This window comes from Bradyrhizobium sp. ORS 285 (assembly GCF_900176205.1).
Classification (GTDB): domain Bacteria; phylum Pseudomonadota; class Alphaproteobacteria; order Rhizobiales; family Xanthobacteraceae; genus Bradyrhizobium.
Genome location: NZ_LT859959.1, coordinates 1,945,128 through 1,970,726, shown reverse-complemented (window position 1 = coordinate 1,970,726; position 25,599 = coordinate 1,945,128). Strand labels below are relative to the sequence as shown.

Below are 25,599 nucleotides of genomic sequence, written 5' to 3'. Positions count from 1 at the left end.
ATCCTGCAGCTCCGCACGCCCAGAGGGTGAATGCATGAACTGCCCCTACACCACGCTGCCTCCAAGCAGCTTTTGGCGCCAGGCGGTCGCCGAGCGCAGCACGCCGGATCTCGATCCGCATCTAACGGCACAGCTGCGTTTCGGTCCGGAGCAGCGGATCGCTTCGGCCGGAAGCTGTTTCGCGCAGCACATCTCGCGCGCCCTGAAGGAGCGCGGCTACAATTACTACGTCACCGAGCCCGCGCCGCCGCATCTCACGCCCGAGCAGGAGGAGCGCTTCGGTTATGGCGTGTTCTCCGCCCGCTACGGCAACATCTACAGCACGCTGCAGCTGCTGCAGTTGCTGCAACGGGCATTCGGCGGCTTCCGGCCGGCCGATCAGTTCTGGACCAACCCCGACGGTTGGGTGTTCGACCTGCTGCGCCCCCGCATCACGCCGCGCGGCTACGTCTCGATGGTCGAGGCCGAAGCCGATCTGGAGCGGCATTTGCAGGCGGTCCGGCAGCTGATCGAAACCACGGACATCTTCATCTTCACGCTCGGCCTGACCGAGAGCTGGGTGTCCAAGCTCGACGGCACTGTGTATCCGACTTGCCCGGGCTGCGGCAGCGCCGGTGAGTACGACGATGCCAAATACGCCTTCCACAATCTCTCGGTCGCGGAGACCACCGGCTATCTCGGCGAGGCGATCAACCTGATGTCGGCGGCCAATCCGCAGCTGAAGATCATCCTGACGGTCTCGCCCGTGCCGCTCGCGGCCACCATGGAGCCTCGCCACGTTCTGCAGGCTACGACCTATTCGAAGAGCGTGCTGCGCGTCGCCGCCGAGGAGATGGTCCGACGCTACGACCACGTGCATTACTTCGCGTCCTACGAGATCATCACCAATGCGAAGAACGCCGGGTCATATTTCGCCGAAGATGCCCGCACGGTCACAGCCGAGGGCGTCGCGCGTGCGATGGCCGTGTTCTTCGCCCAATTCACCAAGGATGGCGCTGGCGACGCGGCGCGATCCTCTGGTGACTACGACGTCAAGCGGCCGGCCGCTGCGGCGCCCGTGGCGCAGATCATCTGCGACGAGAACGAGTTCTACCGCGCGCTGGCTGCTAGCAGGACGATTGGACGATGAGCGGCTGCCAACGCCAGCCTGTGATGTGAGAGGACGCATAAGCGTGGACACCGAGCTCGAAACGGTTCTGCCGGTCTATATCGTCGGCGACAGCCATTCCCTGCCCTACCGCAACATGGTGTTCCGGGAGCGATGGACAGGCGGATGGGTGATGGCCCGCACGAAATACATTCCGGGCGCCACGGCGCGAGAGCTCTACAATCCGGATAGCGGCGAGTTTCATGCCGACTTCATCGCCTTCCTGGAATATGAGGGCCTCGTCCGCAACGGTCGCGCGACGCATCTGTCGATGGACGAGGTCGATTTCGCCATTGCCAAGGCGGCCGGCCAGGCCGTGCACCCGCCGCTGATCATGCTCACCGTCGGCGAGATCGATGTGCGCGGGCCGATCCTGCAGCTGCTGAAGGACAGCCACGATTTCGTGCCGCCGTTCGCGACGACGCTGCCTCTGCTCGACAAGCCGCTCGTGCCCTGGGACCTGATCGACGAGGCTATCGAGGCGAGGCTCGGGCCCTTCACCGCCGGGCTCGATCAGCTGGTCAAAGCCGGCTTCAGGCGCATCTATGTGCAGAGCGTCGTTCCACCGACTCGGCAGGAAGCGCGTGTGCGCGAGCTGCAGAACTACGACTGTCCCGTCTCCGTCCGCACCAAGCTGGTTCAGGCGTTCAACTGGAAATTGGCGCAGAAGGTGCGCTCAGTGAACCTGTTCATGGTCGACCGCTGGTCCGACCTGACAAAGGGCGATCTGCTGCGCCCCGAATTCGATTTCGACGGCGTGCATCTGCCGCCCAAGGGCGCTCGCATGCTGCTGGAAGCCTTGATCGATCACGCGATCGACAGCCGCGGTCTCGTCGCCAATCATCCCCGCTACGAGCTCTACTATCAGATGGCGTGCGGACTGGATCCATTCCAGCCAGCCAAGCAGAGCTAAGCATGAGGACATCATGACCAAGCCATCGATGATCAGTACGGCCAAGCAACGCCTCAAGGGCGGCGTCAACCAGGCGCTCGGCGCGCTCGGCTACCGTCTGGTGCGGGCGGACACGTTGGAGCAGCTGGTGCGGCAGCCCGGTCCGGACCACTCGCCGGCTCAGATTTCCACGAGCGCCAGCGGCAGCGCACAGCCGCGGCTGCTGTCGCTGCTGCCGGCTACGAACGCGCCACCGTCGATGTGCACGGCTCATGCGCCCCGCTTTGATTCCCACAAGACGCCGAGCCAGCTCGCCGACAAGATCGTCGCATTCCAGCAGAACGGTGTGACAGTTATCAGCACGAATCCTGAAAAGGCGGCGATGTTCCGCGAGACCGAGCAGTTCGACCGCGACGTCAGCAACCGCCATTCGGCCTGGGACTGGGCCGGCAACAGCGTCGCCCCCTATACCCAGGACCTGCAAACCGGGATGCCTTCAGCGGCGCTGGTCGACTATCTGCGCGTGCTGTTCAGCGGCGGCGATTTCGACGCCTTCTTCCGCGGGGTGCTCGGCTGCCCGGCCAAGGTTGCGAATGTCCGGCTGGTCCGCTCCAAACCGCATCTGACGGACGGCGTCGGCCCGCAGGAATGGCACAGCGATGGCTGTCCTGCCGGCGTGATCCGCGGCGTGCTCTATCTCTGCGACGTCGACGAGCAGACCGGACCGTTCCAGTATCGCGATGCCAATCATCGCGACCATACCGTGCTGGGCAAGACCGGCGACCTGCTGGTGTTCGACGCGACGCGACTCATGCATCGCGGCAGCCCGCCGACGCACAAGACACGCTCGGCGATCGACCTGGTGTTCATGCCGCGCATGCCGGACGAGGAGATGCAGATCATGGTCGTCGGCATGAACCACTGGCCGGCCGACCCGTTCTTCGTCAAGGTGCCCAAGGAGCGGCCCGCAGACGCCGACGCGCTCGGCAGCGAAGGCCGCACCGCTAGCCTGTATTGACGCCAACCCTATCAACATCGATTTGCGGTGCTCGACCTCGGCCGCATCGGAGAAACATGAATGATGCAACCGCTGAAGAATGCGCTCGCGACCTCGCTGCCGCCGGACGTGCTGTATTGGATGCGCTCGGTTAAGCGGGCGATCCTGTTCGAGCCGCCGCTGCCCTGGCCGTATGGTCAGGCGAGCAACTCCCCTGCGCAGGACAACAGGCCTCCGGCCGTGGCGATCGCAGCCCCGTCCGTGCAGGAGACCGATGACGGTCGCATCATCCAGGACATTGCGCTGGAGAAGTACAGCGCACGACAGCTGCCCTCGCCCGCCGCCTATTACAGCTATGCCGACGTGCTGATCCTCCCGGCCCAGGAGATCGCCAAGGCGCTGACATTGTGCGTGCAGTACATCAACAGCTCCCATGTGAACGGCGACATCGCCGAATTCGGCACCATGGGCGGCTTCAGCGCCCGCGCCCTCGCCACCTCGATGGTGTTCGACCTGCAGCGGCAACCCCTCGCTAAGAGCGCGTCTGGCGAAAACCCGTTCCGCGTGCTGCGCCTGTTCGACAGCTTCGAAGGTCTGCCCGAGATCACCTCGCCGGTCGACCAATCCGCTCCGCACGTGGTCTCCGGCGCATGGGCCAAGGGCGGCTGCAAGGTGCTGGCGGCGCCACAGCTGCGCGAGTTGATCGGGAAGATCATCCCGCCGCACCGTTTCCAGCTCTACGAAGGTTGGTTCGCCGACACGGTGAAGACGCTGCCGCCGGAGACGCGCTTTGCTATGATCCATTTCGACGGCGACCTCTACCAGTCGACCATGGATGCCCTCGTCCCCTTGTTCGAGCGCGGCATGATCTCGACCGGCGCGGTGATCTGCTTCGATGACTGGAACGCCAACCGCGCGATTCCCACCACCGGTGAGCGGCAGGCCTGGAAGGAGCTGGTCGAGATGTTCGCGATCGAGGCGTCGAATGGCGGCGACTATTCGGTCGGCGGTACCCGCTTCATCATCCACTCCTATCGCGGCATCCCAGCCGACCCGGTCTGACCCGGCTCACCGGGGCGGCTGCCGGGCAGGACCCAGCAGCTCGTCCATGGCGTGGCGCGCCAGAAAGATCGAGCCGGGCACCGTGAGGTGTCCGGCATCGAAGGCCGTCAATTGCGTGCCGCCGGCGCCGATGCGGCTGAGACAACCCTCACCGTTGCAGAACACGTCGCGGACGGAGATGAAATCGATCGCGAGCTCGCGTGTGAGGTCGCGGAACAGGGCGTCGCGGCTCCGCGTCCATTCGTCATTGGAGCGGAACAAGGTCCGCTCCGGCAACACCGCTCCGGTCTGCCGATAGTAGTCCAGCACGTTGTGCGACAGCCCGACGCCCTGCCAGCTCGGCGGCGGGCCCATTAGCACGATCTTCGCAACACCGTTCGCCCTGAGCTGCGCCACCGTGCGGGGCAGATCCTGGCGCAGCACGGCCTCGGCGTGGCCCCAGGTGGCGTCGAGAATGACGACATCCGGCCGCAGACGGCCGATCCGCAGAACGACATCGTCGTTGATGCTCTTGCAGAACGGCCGAGCATCCAGCGTGTATCCGATCAGCGGCGGACAGGCCGAAGCGGTATATTGCGCGACGTCGTAGCCGCGTTCGGTCGAGAGCTGCAGCAAGCCCGGATAAAGCGCCGCGCCATAGGAATCGCCCCAGATCAGCAGCAGCGGCCGACGCCCCTGCCCGGCACAATCGGCCCCAAACGCCGACGCAGGCTGCAACAGCAGCAGGCAGCGGCCGCGACGCCAGTGCGACGAAGTTTCCGAGCCCGAGAGCATGAAGCCGCGGATCTCAGGCGCGAAGCGGATCGGCAGGCCCCGCGTGCTGGTCGCAGCCGCGCTTAGAGGGATCAGCGCAGCCATGCCCGCCAGCAGCGGCCCGATCCGCCATCCGATCGGGAGGGTTCCGAACCTGATCGGCCGCTCGATGAAGCGATAGGTGAGCCATGCGAGCCCCGCACTCAGACCGAGCAGCGCCAGCAGAATCCATTCGGGCACTTCGCCGCCGAACTGCAGCTTGGTGAAGGCGATCAGGGGAAAGTGCCAGAGATAGAGGGGGTAGCTGATCAGGCCGACAAACACGATTGGCGGCGACGCCAGGACGCGATGGACCAGCGTGCCGCTAGTCGCGATTAGCACCATCGTCGCCAGCACGGGGACGATGGAGCGAACGCCCGGCCAGGGTGAGCTGACGCTGAAGCCGAACAAGGCGACCGCAATCCCGGCCACGCCGACCGCGGCGAGCAGGTTGCGGAGCGCCGGAGCGATCGGGCGGGCGGCGCGCTGTCCCATCAACACCGCCAGGAGCGAGCCGGCCAGCAGTTCCCAGCCGCGCGTGGTCGGCGAATAGAACGCCCAGGCTGCCTCCCCCGCCGGAGTAGCGAGGCAGACCACGAGGGAGCCGAGCCCGAGCGCGGCCACGATGGCCGCCTTCTGCGACGGCCATCGGGTTATCAGCATCAACGCTGCGGGCCAGATGATGTAGTACTGTTCCTCGATGCCGAGCGACCACAAATGCAGCAGTGGAAGACGCTCCGCGCCGGGATCGAAATAGCCGACGATCTGCTCGTGCAGCATGAAGTTCTCGGCGAACGCAGCGGCGCCCATGATGTTGGACCCGAGAGCTTCCATCTCTCCGACCGGGAAGACGAACCAGGCGATCGCGAAGGTCGCGAGCACGACGATGATGAGCGACGGAAAGATCCGGAGGATCCGGCGCGCGTAGAAGCTCCGGAAGCTGAAAGTCCCGTTTGCGCACTGCCGATCGATGATGCCGGTGATGAGATAGCCGGAGATCACGAAGAACACGTCGACGCCGGCAAAGCCGCCGGGCAGCAGCCGGGGGAAGGCATGAAACACGAGCACCCCGATCACGGCGACGGCGCGCAGCCCGTCGATGTCGGGCCGATAGGCCGGCGCGTGGCCGACCGACAACTCGTCCTCGCGGCGCGCCGCCATCGTTTCAGGGTTGTCTACGATCGCCATTCGCGCTCAGGTCCTGGAAGGCACGCGTGGTCTTTAGCGCAGCGACGAGATCGCGGGTGAAATCGGCAGCGCCCCTGGCGTCGAGATGACCGCCGCCGTCCCAACTCGAATAGTCGGTGCGCGGCGGCAGCGCCGTCTCTACGCCGATGGCCGCCGCGATCTCGCGCACCTGGGTCACGCAGCCGTGAAAATTGGGGACGAAGGTCAGAATAACGGGGGCACCCAGCGACTGCACGAACTCGCGGGCGTTGGCGACGATGTCAGGCGTGGTGTGGCAATCTGGATCGCGCGTCATCTTTACCGTGGGATTGCGGTCGGCGAGAAACCGCGGAAAAGCGCTCATGTCGGCCGCCCCCGTCCTATCGTCTCGATCGAAACGCGGCAGCGGGCCGGCGAGCGCGTCGCGCGCATGCCGTGTCGCATCCTCGACGCGCCAGCGAAGATTGCGCCGGATGATCTCGTAGGTTGCGCCGTAGCGGCTAAGCTTCGTGCTGGGGATCGGACGCACGTCGGCGCCGAACGCGCGGGTCAGGTTACGGTGGAAGAAGTTCCCGCCACCGCCGCCGTCGTCGGCATTCAGAACCCACAGCCGCGGGTGAACGTGATGCTTGAGCGCAATCTGCCGCGCGAATTCGCCACTGGCGACGCCGACGAAGGCCATGTTGTAGAATTTCAGGCCGTAGCGTTGTTCCAACTGCTCGCGCATGACCGCCTGATCGACCGCGAACGACACCAGCGACGAGCCGAGGATGATGATATCGGCCTGGCGCGCGTGTTCGATCGAGCGGCCAATGCCGTGGTAGAACAGGTCCTGGTCCTGGATCTCGGTGACCCTGTCGCCGCCGAAATTGCGGTACCAGGCGTGGTCGTCCACCCTGCTGATCGCGCTGAAATGATCGCCGCCCTGGGCGGCCAGCGAAAGGCAAAGTCCTCCCAGCATCGCCGCCATCAGTCCGAGTAGGCAGAAGAGATAGCGGCGACCTACCCGGTCGAGGTCGTCCCCAGCCTCGTGTCCCTCACGACCGGCCTGCTCTGTCAGACGATCCATGGCGGCCCCGGGCGCTCGGACGTCGCGCTTATTTCTCGAAGCCAGGTATGGCATCCAGCACCTGCCTGGCCACGAATATCGAGCCGGGGTACGTTAAATGGCCAATGTCGTAGCTAGTGAGATCGGCTCCATCTTTCCCGATCCGTGCAAGACAGCCATCATTGTTGCACATGATCTTTCGGGTCGAGACGTACTGAATTCCGAGCGCCTTGGCTTGGCCTTCGAGGAACTCTTCCAAGGCGCGCGTCCAGTTGTCGTTGGAGCGATAGAAAGTTCGCACAGGCAAGAGCGAATGTGTTTGGAAGTAATAGTCGAGCAGATTAGAGACCAGACCATCTCCCAGCCAAGTCGCGGGTGGTCCGAGCAGGATGACCTTTGGCACACCAATGTTCCTCAATCGCGCAACGGTCAGCTCAAGACCCTTGCGCAGGTCTTCCGCCGAATAGCTCCAAGTTGAGTACAAAATTACGAGTTCAGGCTTCAGCGAGGCGAGGCGCTCGGCTACGAAGTCGTTAGCTCCCCGGCAGTGAGAACGGTCCGGCTGAACGTAGTCAAGAAGGGGCGGACAAGCCGAAGCGGTGAATTCGGCGACCTCAAAACCACGCTCGGCTTTGAAGTGGGCCAGACCTGGATAGAGCGAAGATCCGAAGGAATCTCCCCAGACCACGATCAGCGGGTGTCGACCATCGCCTGCGCATTCGGACGCGAAATCGGCGGCGCTCTGATCCGGCAATAACAGGCATTTTCCGCGACGCCAGTGTACCGAGGTCTCTTCGCCTGTCAGCATGAAACCGCGAAGGTCGGCGGGGATGCGTACGGGCAGGCCGTTGGTGCGGTCGGCGACCACACCAACGATGCCCAGGGCGATCATGCCGCCGAGCAATCCGCCGACCTTGAGCCGCGCCAGCCGCCAGCCGAACCGGATCGGCCGCTCGATGAAGTGGTAGGTGGCCCAGGCGAGGACCAGGCTGGCTGCGATGATCGCGACCATGACCGACGCCGGCACCGCGTCGAGGAGTTGGATGCGCGCATAGGCCATCAGCGGGTAGTGCCACAGATACAGCGGATAGCTGATCAGGCCGACGAAGACGGCAGGCATCGTCGACAGGATGTAGCGATGCACCAGCGTGCCGCTGGTCGCGATCAGGGCAGCCGCGCCGAGCACGGGCAGCAGCGTCGCGCCGCCCGGATGCGGCGTCGGGCGCCCATAGCGCCAGAACGCAAGCGCGATCGCGATCATCGCGGCCAGCGCGACGAGCTCGCCGACGATCGGCGCTCCGATCAGCGGCAGCGGACGGTCTTCGGCCGCGCGCCCATTGACCCAGAGCGCCAAGCCCGAGCCGACCAGCAGCTCCCACGCCCGCGTCACCGGCAAGTAGAACGCATGGTCGGGCGCGCGGGGCTGCACGATGAGACAGGCCACGAATGACGCCGCAGCGAGGACGAGCGTGATGGCGAGGCTCCGGCGCCGCCATGAGCCGATCAGCATCAGGAGCAGCGGCCAGACGATGTAGTACTGCTCCTCAATCGCCAGCGACCATAGATGCAACAGCGGCTTCTTCTCGGCGGCAAGATCGAAATAGCCGACTTGTCCGAGCAGGATGAAATTCTGGACGAAGACCGCGCCGCCCGCGATGTTGGTGCCGAGCGACTTCAGCTCGCGCGGCGGCAGCACAAACCATCCGATCAGGAACGTGACCAGCACCACAGTGATCAGCGCCGGAAAGATACGGCGAATCCGGCGGGCGTAGAAGTCGGCGATGCTGAATGTGCCCGATAGCATCTGCTTATGGATGATCCCGGTGATCAGATAGCCGGAGATGACGAAGAAAATGTCGACGCCATAGAACCCGCCCGGGACTGCCGCGGGAAAGGCGTGATAGACGAGAACCGGCAACACGGCCACGGCGCGCAGGCCGTCGATATCCTGACGATAGCCGAGCCGCGTAGCGCGGGCTTCCTGCTGCGAGAGATTGGGTTGAGCGAAGTTCATCGGACGGTTCGTTTCAGGAGCGTGCGAGCAGCGACGACGCATACTTGTCCAGGAAGTAGCGCGACGGTCGCGAATTGCCGAAGAATCCGGGGATATTCACACATTTTTCCCAGGCATCGTCGACCGGCGGTATGGCAGGCGGCGCTCCAGACGACAGATCCAGCACCTCCCTGGTTGTCTCAAGGATCTCGTCGGCGCTGCTCTCGCTCACCGTCAAGCCTGCAGCCTTGACCGTCTCATAGGTCGGAAACGTCCAGCGCCAAGTTTCGGAGGTCACGTCACTCAGCGACAGCATACGTCCCTCGCGCGTATGCACCGGCTCGAGCGAGAAGCGCGTATCCTTCGACCACAACAGCCCGACGGAGCTCAGGGCATTCACCATGGCGGTCGGAATGCCGAAACTGCTCGCGACATAAGCAAAGCCCGAGGTCGTGCCGATGAACATGCGCGCGCGGCGCATCAGGTGGATGTCCATCTCCGCCATCTGGTCCTCGCAGCGTGCGTAGTCGACCAGGCGCGGCATATCCGGCATCGGCGGCGCCTTGCGTCCGCCCATCCGGATCACCCAGCCACCCTGATCAGTGATGTAGCGCACGGTGTCCAGATAGTTTCCGATCGCCGCGCTGCGGATCGATTCCCCAGTGCCGAGCGTCTCGCCCCGCGCTTCGGCGTCGCGCATGTGCAGGCACACGAACCAGTCATCGGGCGAAAGCCCCCATTTGCGACGGAGCGACTGGTACAGCATCTCGGTGCGGTCGTCGGCCTGCAGACGCGCATCGTAGATGTCGCGCAACGGAAAACCCCTGCCCTCGCGCTCCCATTGCTGCAGGGCCATCGCGCCCGCATCATTCCAATACATGGTCTGCCCGTCCTCGAACTGGAACGCCTGATGCGAGTCGCCGAGGAAGGGCGTCAGGCTGGCGAGCTCGTGCCAGACGCCGGGAGAGACATTCTCGCCCAGCGTGAGCGTTGGGCAGATATCGGAGAATAGCGACAGGAACGGCTTGTTGGCGATCCTGTCCGTGTAGGCCAGCAAGACCGGCTTTCCGGTCCACCAGCCCATACTCCGCATCATCAGATGCACGTTGAGATGGCCGTTGTGACCGATCAAGGCGCTCCAGTCCGGCGACAGCAGCCGGACCTCGCCGAGCTCGACGCCGATGCCGGCGAGGGTGCGCTTGAGCTGGGACGACGGCTTCGGCAGATGACTGCGCAAACGACGTTGCGTCTCCAGGCAGCGGCTGTACACGGAGGGAACCTTGTCCCCTTCGCCGTTGTGGTAAGTTCTGAGCAGGAGCTCGCGATAAGCATAGAACAGATAGACATCAAGCGCGACGGCGCGATCGGGAAGATCAGGCGGAAGGCTTTCCCAATACTGCCCGGACTCGTCCAGCTTCCGCAGCACGCCGCTCTCATCGACAAGACCGAGATCCTGCATCAGGCGCGCAACGATCTCGCGATCGCGGAAGAAATAGGGGATGAACTGTTCAGCCGGCACGTCCGTTGGGACATGGTCGAGCTCGACCCGCCCACGAAAAGCGCGTTCTTCATGTTGGAAGTTGCGATGCTCGAGCATCAGCCGGACGAAGGTCCGCATCGCCGGCGACCGCTCGGCAGCCGTCGACCACTGGAGATCATGGATCTGCGTGAGCATATCCATTGCATATCCGTCGCCGACGATGCCCGTTCCGTTCAAAGCGAGCTCGGCGGTCGGATGATCTCCATCCCAGGTCAGCCGGCGCAGCAGCGGTAGGGTTTCTCGCCGGTGCCCCGTGAGCACAAGATAGAAGGCGACCTCGTTCGGGCGGCTCGTCCAAAGAGAGCTGTTGATGATCCAATGTAGATGCTTGCCTAGAAAAGGGCCGCAGAAAAAGATGAAGTGCCGATCGAGCCCCGGATGTTGGAAGAAGTAACGGAATTGGACCGTCAGCCAGAATCTCGCCCTGAACGGCAAGACCGTAAAGGCCAGATTGCGCAGGACATGTCGGCCGGGAAGGCGCGCGAGAACGCGCACCAGAGGATAGTATCGGCCTAATTTTTGCTCCGCGCGCGTCTTCCCGCGGACCGGAGAGCTGCCGACCGGCGAACTCTCGGTCAAAATCATTTCGGGCGGCAATGCGCACCTCCGGCGTAAACTCGGAAACAGCACGAACGATTACTGTGAAGGCCCGACCCGATCAACCCGAATCGAGCGGATTATCCTCCCGCACGCTCCCACGAGTTCGGTCTCCAACAGCAAGGCCATGGCATGCTTCGGATCTCGGCAACGAAGGCCTCCGGTCTCGCCTGCTTCGCTTGGCCAGAGTCCGTCAGATTGCGCCGTGCATCGATGCAGTCGCGCAAGATCCGCCCACGGGAATGCCGCTGGCACGCATTATCCTGGCGCCGCTCCCTCTCGCATCCCCTTGTCCAAGACGAGCGACAGACTGGCGGGAGACACACGCGCGCTCTATGATCCTGCAACGTCTGCGCGATCGATCCGGGTGCGGAAAGGCGGCAGACCCGTTTCGTCACCGCGCGGTTTGGCTGCAGAGTGCCACTGTGCCTTCGATATCGTCATGGGGCCTTGGAAATGTCCGTCGAGTCCGTTCATCACAATTCAGCCGGACATCCCTCGCCACGTAGGCGTGGTTTCGTGCAGGGGCTGAAATCCAACCTTGCCGGCCGTGCCGCCAGGGCGATCGGCTGGTTACTGAACGCGGCCGGGCAGGACCGGGCGGAATCCCTGAAGGACCTGATCTTCGCCCTGCTGACGTTCAAGCAGGCCTTCATGCTCGCGCTGATCTTTCATCGCTATGCCCATCGCAACGAGTTCGATCGGCAGTTTCGCTATTTCTGCGGTCCCGACATCGAAAAGGAGATGCAATGGGTGCTCGCGAGGGGCCACTCGGATCAGTACTGTAACGAGCTGATCCTCTTCCTCCTGATGTGCGAAAAGGAGAAGCGCGTTCTGGAGCTGTTTCCCAGGATCGATTGGGAGCGCGCCGATGACGAATTCATGGAGGCGATCAGCAAGCTGACGAAGAAGCTGATGTCCGGCTACTTCATGGAGTTGCTGGCGCAGGCCCATACGATCAAATGGAACGCGCTTCGCCCGCAGGATCTGCGCCGGTTCGCGGAGCTGATCAAGCTGATGCTGGAGCACCGGAACTTCCGGTTCGAGCAGACCTCCTTCGAGGGACGGCAATACGACGCGCGCCGCGACGGCGATCCAGAGCCGTTCGAAGCCCCGCTCGACCGCTATGTGCCCGACTTCTTCTGCGACAAGGAGCTGATCGAGATCCTCGCCACGCAACTCGGCCTCCCCCGGCACGATGATATTCTCGCCGCCCGTGAGGACCGCGGCCAGTATTGGGAACGCTTTCCCAGCGAACATCCACAACGCAAGGTGCTGACGGAGATCAACCTGTTCTATGCCTATCGCCACCTTCTGCTGACGACATATCACAGCGGCGAAGGCTTCCACGTCCCGCAGGTCTACGTCAAGCTCACAGAGACGCAAAAGTGGCTGCGCCGCCATCTTCCCGCTCCCAGCCCAGAACTCAAGGCGCTCCTTAAAAAGCTTGATACCGACCTGTCGGATGTCAGGCTGCTGTCTCCGGACTGGAGCGCGCTGATCGGCCATAATGGTCATCTCAACGTTCATCTGATGATGCGGGAGATGGAGTGGTGGCAGGGCCAGCCGCTGCTGCTGGCCTACAAGGACCGGATCGCCAACAAGCCGTTCCTGTCGCTGTTCTCGGATATTTGTCCCACGCTCACCCTGGGCGACAACGTCAGCGCCGGCGTCTGGCACGAGCTCGCCAGTCTCACACCGTTCATCGGCGATTCCCATCAGGCCTTCCGCTTCGAGGACGGGCGCGCGGTGTACTGGAACGATGCGGGCTCGCTCGCGCTCAAGCAGTGGGAAAGCCGGCGACGCACATTTCCGCTGCGAGACATCTATGACCGCCGCCTACTTGCCGACAACCGCGTCGAGCTGACCTACCAGGACTACCGGCGCCGATGGGGCATGGCAGACGGAGACTGGTTCGTCTGTCTGCATGTGCGCGACGCCCAGGCACGCAACGACACCGACGGCGTAGGAGAATCCATCCGCAATGCCTCGCTCGCCAGCTATCTCGCTGCGGTCCGTCACATCACCGCATGCGGAGGCTGGGTCGTCCGGATGGGCGGCCGCAAGGTCCCGCCGTTCCCGCAGATGGAACGCGTGGTGGACTATGCCCGCAGCGACGATGCGTTCCCGGAGATGGACATTCACTTAATGCGTCGTGCACGCATGTTCATCGGCACGACGTCTGGCTTTGCCTATGTCGCCAGCAGCTTCGGCATTCCGACCGCGATGGTGAATGCGTTGAGCTCAATCGGCCTGCTGTGGTCGACGGACACGCGCTTCGCGCTGAAGCCGGTATTCAATGCGGACGGCCGGATGCTGTCGCTGAGCGAATGGACATCCGAGGAGTATCGCTGGGCTTATCCGACCCATGAATCGATGGCGCGTGCCCGACTCACGGTGAGCGAGAGCAGCTCGGATGAGATACTCGAAACCGTGCGCGAGGTGCTCGACATCTCCGATCCGCTGCGGCGCGGCCCCGCTCCCGGAGTCGACGGCAAATGGGAACGTCACGTCCAGGTGCCCGGCTTCTTCGGCAGCTCGCGACCGAGCAGGTACTTCCTGGAGAAATATGGTCAGGACCTACTGAGAGAGCCCTGAAGCCGGCGCTCCGCATCCGGCGGGATCGTGAGCCGGGCTCGCGCGACATCGTCGCCAGGGTCGGCCGGCGTCGTCCCGCCGCCGTTTCCTCAGGCGGCGCTGTCACTCCATGGACAGGCCTGCAGCCAGGAAATCGCTCTCGTATTTCTCTAGATAGTGGGCGCTGATCCTGCCCGCGCCGTAATAATGGGGCAGCGGAAGCTGCTTCTTCCAACGTGAATGAAGGCGTTGCGAAGCAGCATCAGCTGCAGCGCCGGACCCGAGGTCGATCACCTCCGCCACTACTGCGAGAATGTCGTCCGAGGTATTGTTCAGCGGCTGCGCTCCGCTCCGGCTGAGAACGCCTGCGTCGAACGACCTCCAGCGCCAGGGAGACGAGGTGAGCTGCGCCTGAGTCAGCATCGTTCCGTCCGCCAGCCGCACGGGCTTGAGCGCAAACCGAACGTTGCCGTTCCACAACTGCGGGTCCGTCGTGATGCAATTCACGAGGGCGCTTGGAATACCGAAGCTGATCGCGACATTCGTCAATCCCGACGTCGTGCCGATGAAGGCCTTTGCATTTCGGATCAGGCAGATATCTGTCAGCTCGGATCTGAATGCGCTCTGTGCATAGTCGACAGCGCGCTCGCGCGGAGGAAGTCGCGGCGAGTTCGGGCCCCCGAGCTTGATCACCCAGCCGCCCCTTTCGGTGATGTTGCTGATCGCATCGAAGTACGTTTCGATCGGCGCGTTGCGATGGGTTTGGCCGGTGCCATCGATCTCCGAATAATGAGAACCGTCGCGGGTATGCAGGCACACAAACCAGTCGTCCGGCTTCATCCCCCAGGCCTCGCGCATGCGCCGGTAGTCGTCCTGCACCTTCGGGTCGGCCCCATAGACGCGATCGTATGCGTCGCGCAACGGATGGCGCCGGCCGTCCTGCTCCCATTGCACGACGGCGCGGGCCCCGGCTTCCTGCCACGGCACGATGTCGCCGTTCGGGAGTTGGAACACGTTGAAGTTCATGCCGTACCAGCGCTGCAGCGACAGAAGCTCTTCACCTACTGCGTGGGAAATGGTTTGTCCGATCACGACAATATCGGCAAATCCTTCGAACAACCGAAAAAATGCCCGGTTCGCAACGACGTCCGGTCGTACGACGATCAACGGCCTTCCCGACCACCACCCCAACTCACGCATGCGGAACAGAATGTCCAGCATGCCGAGATGACCGATCTGGGTCGTCCATTCCTCGGGAATGACGCGCAATTCCTCGAGTGGAATGCCAAGCCTGTGCAACAGGTGGCTGAGTTCGGCGGAAACGGCCGGCGGCGCCTTGGCGCGCAGGTCCGACTGCGCCGCAAGCGCTCTGGCGAACAGACCGACGCCGACGTCGCCATAGCCGACATGAGTCACGCGCTGGCCGGCGAAGTTGCAGAGATCGAACAACCTGCCGGCAGAGCCACAGGTGAAGTCGAGCGGATTGGGATGATAGTTGCGCGCCGGTCGCGACGCCATGTTCTGGTGAGGACGCATATAGTCGGAGATGCCACGGCATGCGTCCGACATGCTCTCGACCGCGAGGGCTTCGTTGCCTGCCATGATTTCGAGCATACCCCTGAGGAAGGCGAGGTCACTCTCCGGCTCCGACCCTGCCCCGACATCGGTTTGCGAGGCCATTCGGAGCGCCTTGTCAAACTCGCCGCGCTCGAACAGCGCCCGGACCATCATATTCGCTAGCGCTGGTGAGCGGACGGCGAGCTGGCGCTGAACAATCAGCTCATAGGCCTCCCGGTCGGCCCCGATCCGTAGCAGGAGCTCAGCCGATAGTGCCGGAATGCATCGCCCAAGCAGCCCTGAGAATCGCAAGCCGGGAGTCTTCGCCAGCAGCGATACGCAGTGGACCTGATAGGCGCGTTCCAGCAAACGGCGCTCGCGCAGACCTCTGATCTCGAAAAAGGCGAGGACCAGAAACGCCAGCCGGGGCGGCAGCAGCTTCAGCAGCTTGACGGCCGCGGCGACGAGGAGGCGCTCCCATCGCTGCGGCTTCAGCAAAGACAGGGTTCTAGCACGAGTCCACCCGGCCGGCGGATGACTCGAGGTATTCAACAGCTCGACGGGTCCGCGTCCGCGACTTAAGCCATGCAGAACTAACGGCTCCTTGAAGCGCTGCATCCGCTCCCCCAATTGTGGCCCGGCCTGTGGCCGAGCGCTTCGTCCTCAATGCCGGTCCATGGGCTGCTTTTAGAATCAAGTCAGCCATACACGCGGCATGCTCATTAGGCTGTCAAGTCAACGAACGGCTGATGACCATGACGATCCCACGCACCCACTCGGTGATCGGCAGAAGCCCTGTTCTATCAACAATCAGTAAAATGGTGGACCAAAGAGCCAGTTGCTCGAGCACGGTCCGCCCGATGCCCAGCGAGATGAAGATGAACGTCATGCCTCCCGACAGCAGCGCGCCGAAGAAGCCGGCGCCGATCGCAAGAAGAACACAGAAAATGACCGTGCTCACGAAGGCCATGCGCAAGATCGACCTTAGAACCAGTACCATGTCTTTCACGCAGGTGCCCCCTTTACCAACGTTGAATCATTCGCGGAATCATAGCCGCGAAAGCCCGCTTCGTGTGAAGCATATTGGATGCAAGACCGCCCTATTATCCGATGCCCCGCTTCTGCATAGAACGAATATCGGTCGGTGTTTTGACAGTGATTCGCTGGTTGCACTCAGGACGAGAGAGGACAAACGTTCATAGACCCCGCGCGCAATAGGAAACATGACGTGAATTCCGCTTGCTAACTCGGCCCTCGGATCCGGCTCGGCCGACATTTAACGTTGTCATGCTCCCGTTGACACTGCTATTGAGATTACACTGCGATGACAACCTCCGTCGCTGCCGGCGCGCTGGACACAACAGCGAACTTGAACGTGTCCCTAGATCGAGCGATCCAGCCAATGTCTACTCGACCTCTATCCGGCTGCCGATTGTGCAGTGAGCCAATCGCGACGCCGGCGCTCCCGCTCGGGGCACTCCCGATCTGCAATCGGTTCGCGCGCGAGAGCGGTGCCGCGTTTCGGATCACCCTCGATGTCGTCGCCTGCGAGACGTGTCAGCTCGTTCAGCTGCGCGAGGTTCCGCCTCCCGCGAGCTTGACACCGGAGGTGCCCTGGATCCGCTACCGGGAACCGGAAGGCCATCTTGACGCTCTGACAGCAGAGCTGCTGTCCCTGAAGCCGCAGGCCAGCACCGTCCTGGGCACCGGTCCGTTCGAGGCGCCCCTGCTGGCCAGACTGGAAGCACGCGGCCTTGCGAGCGCTGCGCTCGCGCTCGATGGCGCCAGCGCGCCTGGGCGCCACCCGTACCTCGAAACCTGGCAGGCGAACCTCAATGCCGAGCGGCTGGCGGCCGAGGTTGGGCGACGCGGGACCTTCGATATCGTCTCCTGCCGCTACATTGTTGAACATGCGGCCGAGCCGGTGCAGGCGCTGCAGGCACTCCAACACCTGCTCAATCCGGGCGCCCTGCTGCTGATCGAGGTTCCAGACAGCAGCAAGTTCCTGGCAGCGCGCGACTATTGCTTCCTGTGGGAGGAGCACAGCTGCTATTTCGTCGAGGATACGCTGCGCCGGCTGGCCGAGGTGAGCGGCTATCGCGTGCTGGCTCTGCTCCGCTACCCCGGCGCCCTTGAAGATGCCCTGGCGGCCGTTCTCACGCCCGCGGATGCTCCACCTGCCGCGGCCCAGCCCCTTGGATCTTCCAGCCTGTTCCAGGCCTATCGCGACAATTTTGCTCCGACCCGCACGCAGTTGCGCACCAAGCTGGCGGCCCTTGCTGGCCCGGACCGCGACCGACTCGCCCTGTTCGGCATCGGGCATCACGCCATCATGTTCGCCAACGCGTTCGGCGTGGCCGATATGTTTGCGCTTGCCGTCGATGATGACGCCGACAAGGCCGGCTTTTTTCCACCGGGCTTTCGCGTCCCCGTGGTAGGCTCCGCGCGCCTGTTGGCAGACGAGCGGATCACCACCTGCCTGTTCGCGGTCGCCCCGCATATCGAGGGCAAGGTGCGCGAGAAGCTCGCTCCCCTCGCGGCGCGTGGCGTGGCTTTCCGCTCGATCTACGCCGCGCTCGACAACGCAATCACGAAGGACCTCGCTCCATGAGCCTCGTTCAAAAATCCCCCGAGGTGTTCCTGGCCGAAGGACCGATCGCTGCGGTCGGGCAAGCCGAGATCAACACGCTGAAGGCCGCCGTGAAGGCCAGCCCGAAGCGACGGGCGCGGATCAACGCGCATCCGGACGGCGAGGATCAGCTGCATGAGATGATCATCGCGATCGATTCGCACTCGTACATTCGGCCGCACAAGCATCCCGGCAAGAGCGAGGCGTTCCACATCGTCGAGGGCGAGGTCGACATCGTCGTGTTCGACGATTCCGGCGAGATCGCGCGTGTCGTCGAACTGGGGGCGCCGGGCGGGACGCGGCCGTTCTATTACCGCATGTCCAACGCATTTTTCCACACGCTGATCATCCGCAGCGAACTCCTGGTCGTACACGAGATCACCAACGGACCGTTCCGCCCCGGCGCCAGCGTGTTCGCCGATTTCGCCCCCGAGGACAGCGACACCGCCGCCGCTGCGGCCTATCAGGCCGACCTCGTCCGGCGCGTCGCAGCGCTGCAGGATGCTGCGGCATGACCGATCATGCCGTGGTGGTCGGCGGCACCCGCGGGCTCGGCCGCGTGGTCGTCGAGCGATTCCTGGCGCGCGGCTGCGCCGTCAGCGTGGTGTCGCGGCAGCGGCCGGCCGATTTTCCCGATCAGCCAGGCCTCAAGCATTTTTCGGCGGATCTCGAGCGCAGCGAGAGCTTTGTCGGGCTCTGGCGTGAGATTGCCGAGGCTCAGGGGCCCATCCGCTACGTCGTGCTCAGCCAGCGCTACCGCGGCCAGGGGGATCCCTGGGCCGGCGAGATCCAAGTCGGCCTGACCGCCTCGCGCGACCTGATCGAAGGTTTTTCCGGCCATTTTGCCGAGGACGGCGACCGCGCCATCGGCGTGGTCAGCTCGGTCTATGCCGAATTCGTCGGATCGTCGCAGCCGGTCGGGTACCACGTCGTGAAGGGCGGCCTGAACGCGATGGTCCGGCATTATGCCGCGACGCTCGGCCGCCGCGGCATCCGCGTCAACGCCATCATGCCGCTGACCTATCTGAAGCGGGAATCGCGCGTCTTCTACGAGCAGAACGACAAGCTGATGGAGACCTACCGGAAGCTGGTCCCGCTCGGCCGGCTCGGCACCGCCGAGGAATGCGCCGACGCCCTCGATTTCCTGTGCAGCTCGCGCGCGTCGTTCATCAATGGGCAGAGCCTGTTCCTCGATGGCGGAGTGTCCACAGTCTGGCAAGAAGAGGTCGCCAAGAGCTTCGCGGGGCTGTAAAACGCGGCCGCAATTCACGCTTCGGCCGACCAGTCCCCGCCAGGGGATCGCCAACCCAGGACCGCCAAACCATGCAGCACGTCAAGCACAAGACCGATTGCCGCCTGTGCGGCTCGACCTCGCTCGATCACGTGCTGCCGATCAGGCCTTCGGCGATCGGCGATGCGTTCGTGACCGCCGACCGGCTGAGCGAGACGCAGGATCTGTATCCGCTCGACTGCTATCTCTGCCTGTCCTGCGGTCACCTGCAGAACCTCGACGTCGTCGATCCCGACATCCTGTTTCGCGACTACACCTATCGCAGTTCGGTTTCGCTCGGCCTCGTCGAGCATTTCAAGCGCTATGCCCAGTCGGTGGTGTCGACGCTCGCGATCCCGAAAGGCAGCCTCGTCGCCGAGATGGGCAGCAATGACGGCTCGCTCCTGAAGGCGTTCAAGGCCGAGGGCATGCGGGTGCAGGGCGTCGACCCCGCGCGCGATATCGCAGCGACCGCCACCAGCGAAGGCGTTCCGACGATCCCGGACTTCTTCACCAGCGCGTTGGCGGCGCGCATCAAGGCGGAGCAAGGCGAAGCGAAGCTCTTCTGCGCCAACAACGTGTTCGCCCATATCGACAACATGTCCGATGTCGTCAAGGGCATCCGGCTGCTGCTCGCCGACGATGGCGCCTTCGTGTTCGAGGTCTCCTACATCGTCGACATGATCGACAACATGGTGTTCGACACCATCTACCACGAGCACGTCTCGCATCACGCGCTGATCCCGCTCGAGACGTTCATGAACCGGCACGACATGACGCTGTTCCATGTCGAGCGGACCGGCACCAAGGGCGGCTCGATCCGCGCCTTCGCGCAGCCGAAATCGACCGGCAAGCGGCCGCGCTCGGCGGAGCTGTCGAAGCTGATCGCCGAGGAGGAGCGCCGCGGCGTCACCAAGCCGCAGATCTACCGCGACTGGTTCGTCGCCATCGAAGACTGCAAGCGCCGGGTGCTCGCCACGCTCGACGAGGCCATCGCCGCCGGCAAGCTGGTCGCGGCCTATGGCGCCTCGACCACCACGACCACCCTGCTCTACCATTTCGAGCTGGAGAGCCGGGTCAAGTTCATCGTCGACGACAACCAGCTCAAGCAAGGCCGTTTCAGCCCCGGCGCCCATATCCCGGTGCTGCCCTCCAGCGAGCTTGCCACCCGCAAGCCCGATATCGTCGTGATTCTCGCCTGGATCTATGCCGATCCGATTCTGAAGCGGAATCAGGCGTATCTCGATGCGGGCGGCCGCTTCCTCGTGCCGCTGCCGGAGCCCCGGATCGTCGATGCCTCGGGGTCGAAGACGATCTGAGCAGCCTGGCGCGGGGGCCTCGCCCAGGCAGGTTGACAGCCCTCGCGTAACATGGTCCAGCAGGGACCGTGGCCGTCCGACGCCGCGCGGCGCGGATGATCATTTTCGGGTGAATTGCCAGACACTTACGGCACTCGCGAGGTAGCAGGAATGACCACCGTGACCGATGGACAGGTCGAACGGTTCGTGGTTGCGGATCAGCGTCGCGTCTCATGGGCGCGCTGCCGCGAGGACATCGCGCCGTTCATCACCCGTCACGTCACTTGGCGCGCGCTCGCGGCCGGCGACATCCGCTCGAAATACCGCCGCACCATGCTCGGACCATGGTGGATCACGGCCACGAACGCGATCACGGCGCTGATCATGGGCAGCGTGGCCGGCCGCTTCCTCGGCGCCGACATGAAGACCTACCTGCCCCACTTCATGGTCAGCATGACCATCTGGGGCTTCATATCGTCCTCGCTCAGCGAATCCTGCTACACGATGATCAATGCGGGCGGCATGATCAAAGCCGTGGACATGCCGATTCTGATCCACGTGATGCGCATGGTTCAGCGCAACCTGATCATCTTCCTGCACAACATCGCGGTCATTCCGTTCATATGGCTGGTCTATCCGTGGTCGGTGGGCTTCGGAATGGTGCTCGCCATCCTCGGCCTGATGATCGTCTACGTCTTTGTCGTCAGCGCCTCGGTGATCGTCTCGATGATCTGCGTGCGCTATCGCGACGTGCCGCCGGTGATGGCGGCCGTGCTGCAGCTGCTGTTCTTCATTTCCCCGATCATCTGGGAGCCGTCGAGCATCCGTGGCGGCGAGTTCATCGTGACGCTCAATCCGATCGCCTATCTGCTTGCGGTCACGCGCGGCCCGCTGATGGGCGACGTTCCCGGCCTCGCGACCTGGGCCGGTGCCATCGGATCGGTCGTCGTGTTGACTGCCGCCATGATCTATATCTACACGCGCTATCGCTCGCGCGTCGTGTATTGGGCCTGACGTTACGGCCTATATGGACTTCGGACCACCCTCATCATGACTCTGATTGAAGCCAAGCAAATCGGCATCGAGTTTCCGGTCGCGCCACCGAACGCGCGGTCGTTCCGGCATCTGGCCATCAAGGCGGCCTCGCGCGTCGGCGGCCGGGTCTCGAAGAGCGATGGCTCGTTCCAGTTCGTGCAGGCGCTCGACGACCTCAGCTTCACGTTGAAGCAGGGCGACCGGCTCGGCCTTGTCGGCCACAACGGCGCCGGCAAAACCACGCTGATCCGCGTGCTCGCCGGCATCTATGAGCCCACACGCGGCTCGTTGCGGGTCGTCGGGCGTAACGTTCCGATGTTCGACATCGGCCTCGGCATGGACGAAGAGGCGTCGGGGTACGAGAACATCCGCACCCGCGGCCTGATTCTGGGGCTCTCGCCCGAGGAGATCGAGCAGCGCGTGCCGGAGATTGCCGAATTCGCCGAGCTCGGAGACTATCTCGAGCTGCCGATACGGACCTATTCCTCCGGCATGCTGCTGCGCCTGGTGTTCTCGATCGCGGCCTCCATTCACGGCGACATCATCCTGATGGACGAGTGGATCGCGGTCGGCGACGCCCAGTTCCGCAAGAAGACCCACGGCCGGCTGCAGGAGATCACCGGCCGTTCCGGCATCGTCGTGCTCGCCTCCCACGACATGGGCCTGCTGCGGGACACCTGTAATCTCGGACTCTATCTCGACGGCGGCCGCGTGCGCGCCTTCGGCGCTCTGGATGATGTATTGAAAGAGCTGCCGACAGCCTGACCGACAGGTGTGGGACCTATGCGGCAGGATGTTCGCTGAGCCATGACCCCGATGACCAGCCCAGCCGCCGCGCCGACCGTCACCCTGGTCGTCCCCAACTTCAATCACGCTCACTACCTGCCGGAGTCGCTCGGCAGTATCGCCAATCAGACCCGCGCGCCTGACCGCGTCATCGTCATCGACGACTGCTCGACCGATGACAGCATTGCGGTCATCGAACGCTTCCTCTCGGACAGGCCGAGCTGGCGGTTGATCCGCCACGGGACCAATCAGGGCGTCGTGCGCGGGCAGAATGAAGCGCTGGCGATCGCGGACACCGCATGGATCGGCTTTCTCGGCGCCGACGACGCGCTGCATCCGACATATCTCGAAAAGGCGATGGCACAGGCGGCGAACCATCCGGACGCCGGCCTCATCGTCGCCTGCTGCGAGATCATCGGTCCGAAGGGGCCGTCCGCGAAACGGATGCTGCGACCGGTGATGCTGCTTGCTCCGGCATCGGCGATGCTGACGCCGGCCGACATTCGCCAGGCGCTGCGCTTTGGCGACAACTACTTCTCGGGTACCACCTCGCTCTATCGCCGCACGGCCTTGCAGGCGCTCGGCGGCTTCGACGTCAAGCTCGGCTCGTTCTCGGACGCATTTCTCGCACGGCGCCTGGCCCTGACCTATGGCTGCTACTTCATCGCGGAAGCGCTGGGCTACTGGCGCATTCACGGCCAGAACTACTCGACCGCCACGGCGACAGACCCCGCATCGCTCAACGCCAAACTCGCGGAGATCGGCGCGCTGATCGCGCACAGCAAGCTGTTTCCCGACGGTTATGACAACGTCTTCGCACGGCGCAATCGCTTCGGCGCGGCGCGGATGGTGCTGGGTGGCGAGACCGCGCCGTCCGCCAAGGCTGCGCGCATCTCCGCATTGCTCGACGGCAACGAGCTCGACACTCAGCTGCTGCGGCTGCTGTTGAGCTTCGGCTCCGCCGGCCATCTTGCCGCGCTGGCGTGGATGGCCTTGCGGACCCGGCCGATGTCGCTGACGCGTCTGCTCGCCCAGACCACAGCCCGACGCGCGATCCTGTCCGCCACCCCAGGCTATCGCGCACCATGACGGTTCGTGCGCCCTTCGGCTCTCTCCGGCGTCGCCTCGTCGGGCAGCAGCGAGCCCCCGCACCGACCCTGGCCACCCCGATCGTACCGTCCTTGCCTGCGCCGCGAAGCCGCTGGTCGCCGCGGAGCTGGCTGACGGCATCGGCGTTTCGTCTCTATACCTTCCTGAGCGCGCGGCGCCGGCAATTGCTGCCACTGACCACCCGCGCCGCAACCATCCTCGACACCAGGCTCATCATCGCGCCGGCCGGCGCCGGACTGCTGCGGTGGTTGGACAGGCAGCTCGAACGTGGCACGTTTATCGGAACGCTGCTGGCCCGGCTGACGTCGACGACGCTGGCCGCGGCGGCGCAGGTTCATCTCGCCGCCAGCCGCAAACCGAGCGCGTTGCGTGCGGTGCGGATCCTGAACCTGATCTTCCGCAGCAACGTGCGCGCGCGGGCAGGTGTCGGCGCGCAGGCCTATTTCACCACCCTGGCGCTGTGCAGCGCCTATGACCGGATCACCCGCGAGGTGCCGCGGCCTGAGGCGGTCGACAGCTTCGCGATCAATTTCGCGGTCGGCGTCGCCCACATGTATCGTGGTAATCTGCCAGTTGCGGCGCATTTCCTGACGGCCGCCGCAGCCTCGGGCGACGGCAACGCATTGCGCAAGCTCGGTGCTGTCCATGCTTTGGCTGGCGACCACGTCCGTGCGGCCGCATGCTTCAAGGCTTCCGTCGAACGCGATCCGCGCTCGGTCATGGTGCATCAGAACTACGCCGGCGGCTACGATCCCTCCACCTATACGCCAAGCGCCTGGGAGCTGGAGAATGCCGGCGAACTCCTGATCTACGACAACCTGATCCAGCTCGGCGAGAACTTCTATCACCAGGGCCGCTACGACGACACGTTCCGCAGCTACCAGGCGGCGCTCGATCATCAGGACGCCTTGGCGCGCAAATGGTCGATTCCGCAGCCGCTGATCCAGCGCATTGCCGCGGCCAGCCGCATCTTCGATCCCACGCTCCCGGTCCGCCTGCTCGGTTATGAATGGGTGACACTGATCGGCCATATCGGCTTCATCGATTGCCACCTGCGCATGGCCGCGCTCGGCATGCTGCCACGCGCCAACTACGTGCTGCTCGCCCCGCAAAGCAAGGTGGTCAACCAGCCTTTCCTCAGGCTCTTCGATCCGCATGTCACGATCATCGAGGACCCAGCTCTCGTCGACGACCTGCTGCCCTATCAGCGGCTGGTCGGTGACCAGTTCATCGCCGTGCGCGGCAAGGACGGTCTGGCTGAGCCGTGGGCCCACGCGGCGTCGCGGGCGCAGGTGGCATGGGCGGAGCAGCAGCGCGGGCCGATCGTGACGGTTCCAGCAGAGCTGATGGAACAAGGCGCTGCCAGGCTGCGCGCCGCGGGCGTGACCGCCGACTGGTTCGTCGCGATCCACATCCGCGAGGGCGGCTATCACGGTGACGGGCCCGGCACGACGCGCCAGCATCGCTCTGCCAATGTCGGTGACTACCTGGACGCCATTGCTGCCGTCACAGCACGCGGCGGCGCCGTGGTCCGGCTCGGCGACCGCAGCATGACGCCGCTGCGTGGCATGGCCGGCGTATTCGACTACGCGCACAGCGACATCAAGTCGGCGGAGATGGATCTCTATCTCTGCGCCGCCGCCCGCCTGTTCATTGGGACGACCTCGGGCCTGACCACCGCCGTGCAGGCGCTGGGAACACCGATGCTGCTGGTCAACTGCATCTCCAACGACTGCCAGTTCTGGCACGAGCGCACCGACTTCACCGTGCGCCCAGTCTACGACCGGCGTGCCCGGCGCTATCTGTCTCTGAGGGAGACCTACCGCCAGCCACTGCAAGCGCTGCTGATCGACACCGCCGTGCTGGCGCGGCACGGGCTCGAGATTCACGCCAATACCGCGCAGGACATCACGGCCGCCGTTCGCTACAAGCTCGATTGCCTCGACGGCGTCGGCCGGCCGTTGCGGGACGACGAGCCCCTGCTCGCGCGCTATCGCCGGGCGCTCAGCAGCAATGCCTACAACTTTGGTGCGTCGCTACCGGTCCCGGCGTTCTTGAACCGGCTGCCGGAACTTCTGGACTGACCACGCTGGGAACTTCCG

19 protein-coding genes are annotated in these 25,599 nt (G+C 64.1%); 13 read left to right on the top strand and 6 right to left on the bottom strand.

Going from position 1 to position 25,599, the window contains the following annotated elements; all coding sequences use genetic code 11:
• The first annotated feature begins 34 nt into the window (after window positions 1-34).
• Genes BRAD285_RS08940 through BRAD285_RS08925 form a run of 4 tightly spaced genes read left to right on the top strand, consistent with a single transcriptional unit; the run spans window position 35 to window position 4,098 of the window.
• A complete protein-coding gene (locus BRAD285_RS08940) occupies window positions 35-1,129 on the top strand; it encodes a GSCFA domain-containing protein (protein WP_006608956.1) in 1,095 nt (364 codons plus the stop codon).
• Between the two features lie 43 nt (window positions 1,130-1,172).
• Window positions 1,173-2,060, top strand: coding sequence for a hypothetical protein (locus BRAD285_RS08935; protein ID WP_006608957.1), 888 nt, complete (start codon window positions 1,173-1,175; stop codon window positions 2,058-2,060).
• A gap of 13 nt (window positions 2,061-2,073) precedes the next feature.
• Window positions 2,074-3,057 (top strand): 2OG-Fe(II) oxygenase, encoded by a 984-nt coding sequence (locus BRAD285_RS08930; protein ID WP_006608958.1) that lies wholly within the window; start codon window positions 2,074-2,076, stop codon window positions 3,055-3,057.
• A 60-nt stretch (window positions 3,058-3,117) separates the two neighbouring features.
• Window positions 3,118-4,098 carry a TylF/MycF/NovP-related O-methyltransferase gene (locus BRAD285_RS08925; RefSeq protein ID WP_006608959.1) on the top strand — a complete coding sequence of 327 codons (981 nt, stop codon included), beginning with the start codon at window positions 3,118-3,120 and terminating at the stop codon, window positions 4,096-4,098.
• A 6-nt stretch (window positions 4,099-4,104) separates the two neighbouring features.
• Here the strand turns inward: BRAD285_RS08925 and BRAD285_RS08920 are convergent, their stop codons facing one another.
• The 4 genes from BRAD285_RS08920 to BRAD285_RS08905 all read right to left on the bottom strand — a co-directional run bounded on the left by BRAD285_RS08920 (window position 4,105) and on the right by BRAD285_RS08905 (window position 11,235).
• Complete coding sequence (locus BRAD285_RS08920) at window positions 4,105-6,078, bottom strand: acyltransferase family protein (protein WP_006608960.1); 1,974 nt, start codon at window positions 6,076-6,078, stop codon at window positions 4,105-4,107.
• A complete protein-coding gene (locus BRAD285_RS08915; RefSeq protein WP_244563589.1) occupies window positions 6,056-7,027 on the bottom strand; it encodes a hypothetical protein in 972 nt (323 codons plus the stop codon). Before BRAD285_RS08915 ends, BRAD285_RS08920 begins: the two co-directional genes overlap by 23 nt.
• Window positions 7,028-7,154: 127 nt before the next feature.
• Window positions 7,155-9,119, bottom strand: a complete 1,965-nt coding sequence (locus BRAD285_RS08910) for an acyltransferase family protein (protein ID WP_035644178.1) — start codon at window positions 9,117-9,119, stop codon at window positions 7,155-7,157.
• 13 nt (window positions 9,120-9,132) lie between these two features.
• Window positions 9,133-11,235 (bottom strand): TIGR04372 family glycosyltransferase, encoded by a 2,103-nt coding sequence (locus BRAD285_RS08905; RefSeq protein ID WP_244421990.1) that lies wholly within the window; start codon window positions 11,233-11,235, stop codon window positions 9,133-9,135.
• 519 nt (window positions 11,236-11,754) lie between these two features.
• Here BRAD285_RS08905 and BRAD285_RS08900 point away from each other — a divergent pair.
• Complete coding sequence (locus tag BRAD285_RS08900; RefSeq protein WP_006608964.1) at window positions 11,755-13,833, top strand: TIGR04372 family glycosyltransferase; 2,079 nt, start codon at window positions 11,755-11,757, stop codon at window positions 13,831-13,833.
• Window positions 13,834-13,935: 102 nt separating this feature from the next.
• On the opposite strand, the gene BRAD285_RS08895 is transcribed toward BRAD285_RS08900, so the two are convergent.
• Both BRAD285_RS08895 and BRAD285_RS08890 read right to left on the bottom strand, forming a co-directional pair.
• A complete protein-coding gene (locus BRAD285_RS08895; RefSeq protein WP_139020518.1) occupies window positions 13,936-15,987 on the bottom strand; it encodes a TIGR04372 family glycosyltransferase in 2,052 nt (683 codons plus the stop codon).
• A 112-nt stretch (window positions 15,988-16,099) separates the two neighbouring features.
• A complete protein-coding gene (locus BRAD285_RS08890) occupies window positions 16,100-16,339 on the bottom strand; it encodes a hypothetical protein (RefSeq protein ID WP_139020519.1) in 240 nt (79 codons plus the stop codon).
• Window positions 16,340-16,771: 432 nt separating this feature from the next.
• Between BRAD285_RS08890 and BRAD285_RS08885 the strand changes: the two genes are divergently transcribed.
• The 8 genes from BRAD285_RS08885 (at window position 16,772) to BRAD285_RS08850 (ending at window position 25,581) form a co-directional block, all read left to right on the top strand.
• The gene (locus tag BRAD285_RS08885; protein WP_006608967.1) at window positions 16,772-17,980 is read left to right on the top strand and encodes a methyltransferase domain-containing protein; all 1,209 of its coding nucleotides are present in this window, start codon (window positions 16,772-16,774) and stop codon (window positions 17,978-17,980) included.
• Window positions 17,977-18,513 (top strand): WbuC family cupin fold metalloprotein, encoded by a 537-nt coding sequence (locus tag BRAD285_RS08880; protein WP_006608968.1) that lies wholly within the window; start codon window positions 17,977-17,979, stop codon window positions 18,511-18,513. Before BRAD285_RS08885 ends, BRAD285_RS08880 begins: the two co-directional genes overlap by 4 nt.
• Window positions 18,510-19,250, top strand: coding sequence for an SDR family NAD(P)-dependent oxidoreductase (locus BRAD285_RS08875; protein ID WP_006608969.1), 741 nt, complete (start codon window positions 18,510-18,512; stop codon window positions 19,248-19,250). Before BRAD285_RS08880 ends, BRAD285_RS08875 begins: the two co-directional genes overlap by 4 nt.
• A gap of 71 nt (window positions 19,251-19,321) precedes the next feature.
• Window positions 19,322-20,587 carry a class I SAM-dependent methyltransferase gene (locus tag BRAD285_RS08870; protein WP_006608970.1) on the top strand — a complete coding sequence of 422 codons (1,266 nt, stop codon included), beginning with the start codon at window positions 19,322-19,324 and terminating at the stop codon, window positions 20,585-20,587.
• 150 nt (window positions 20,588-20,737) lie between these two features.
• Complete coding sequence (locus BRAD285_RS08865; RefSeq protein WP_035644181.1) at window positions 20,738-21,580, top strand: ABC transporter permease; 843 nt, start codon at window positions 20,738-20,740, stop codon at window positions 21,578-21,580.
• 36 nt (window positions 21,581-21,616) lie between these two features.
• Window positions 21,617-22,366, top strand: a complete 750-nt coding sequence (locus BRAD285_RS08860; protein ID WP_006608972.1) for an ABC transporter ATP-binding protein — start codon at window positions 21,617-21,619, stop codon at window positions 22,364-22,366.
• 42 nt (window positions 22,367-22,408) lie between these two features.
• Window positions 22,409-23,476, top strand: a complete 1,068-nt coding sequence (locus BRAD285_RS08855) for a glycosyltransferase family A protein (protein ID WP_006608973.1) — start codon at window positions 22,409-22,411, stop codon at window positions 23,474-23,476.
• Window positions 23,473-25,581 (top strand): TIGR04372 family glycosyltransferase, encoded by a 2,109-nt coding sequence (locus BRAD285_RS08850; protein WP_006608974.1) that lies wholly within the window; start codon window positions 23,473-23,475, stop codon window positions 25,579-25,581. The genes BRAD285_RS08855 and BRAD285_RS08850 overlap by 4 nt, the downstream gene beginning before the upstream one ends.
• Window positions 25,582-25,599: the final 18 nt, after the last annotated feature.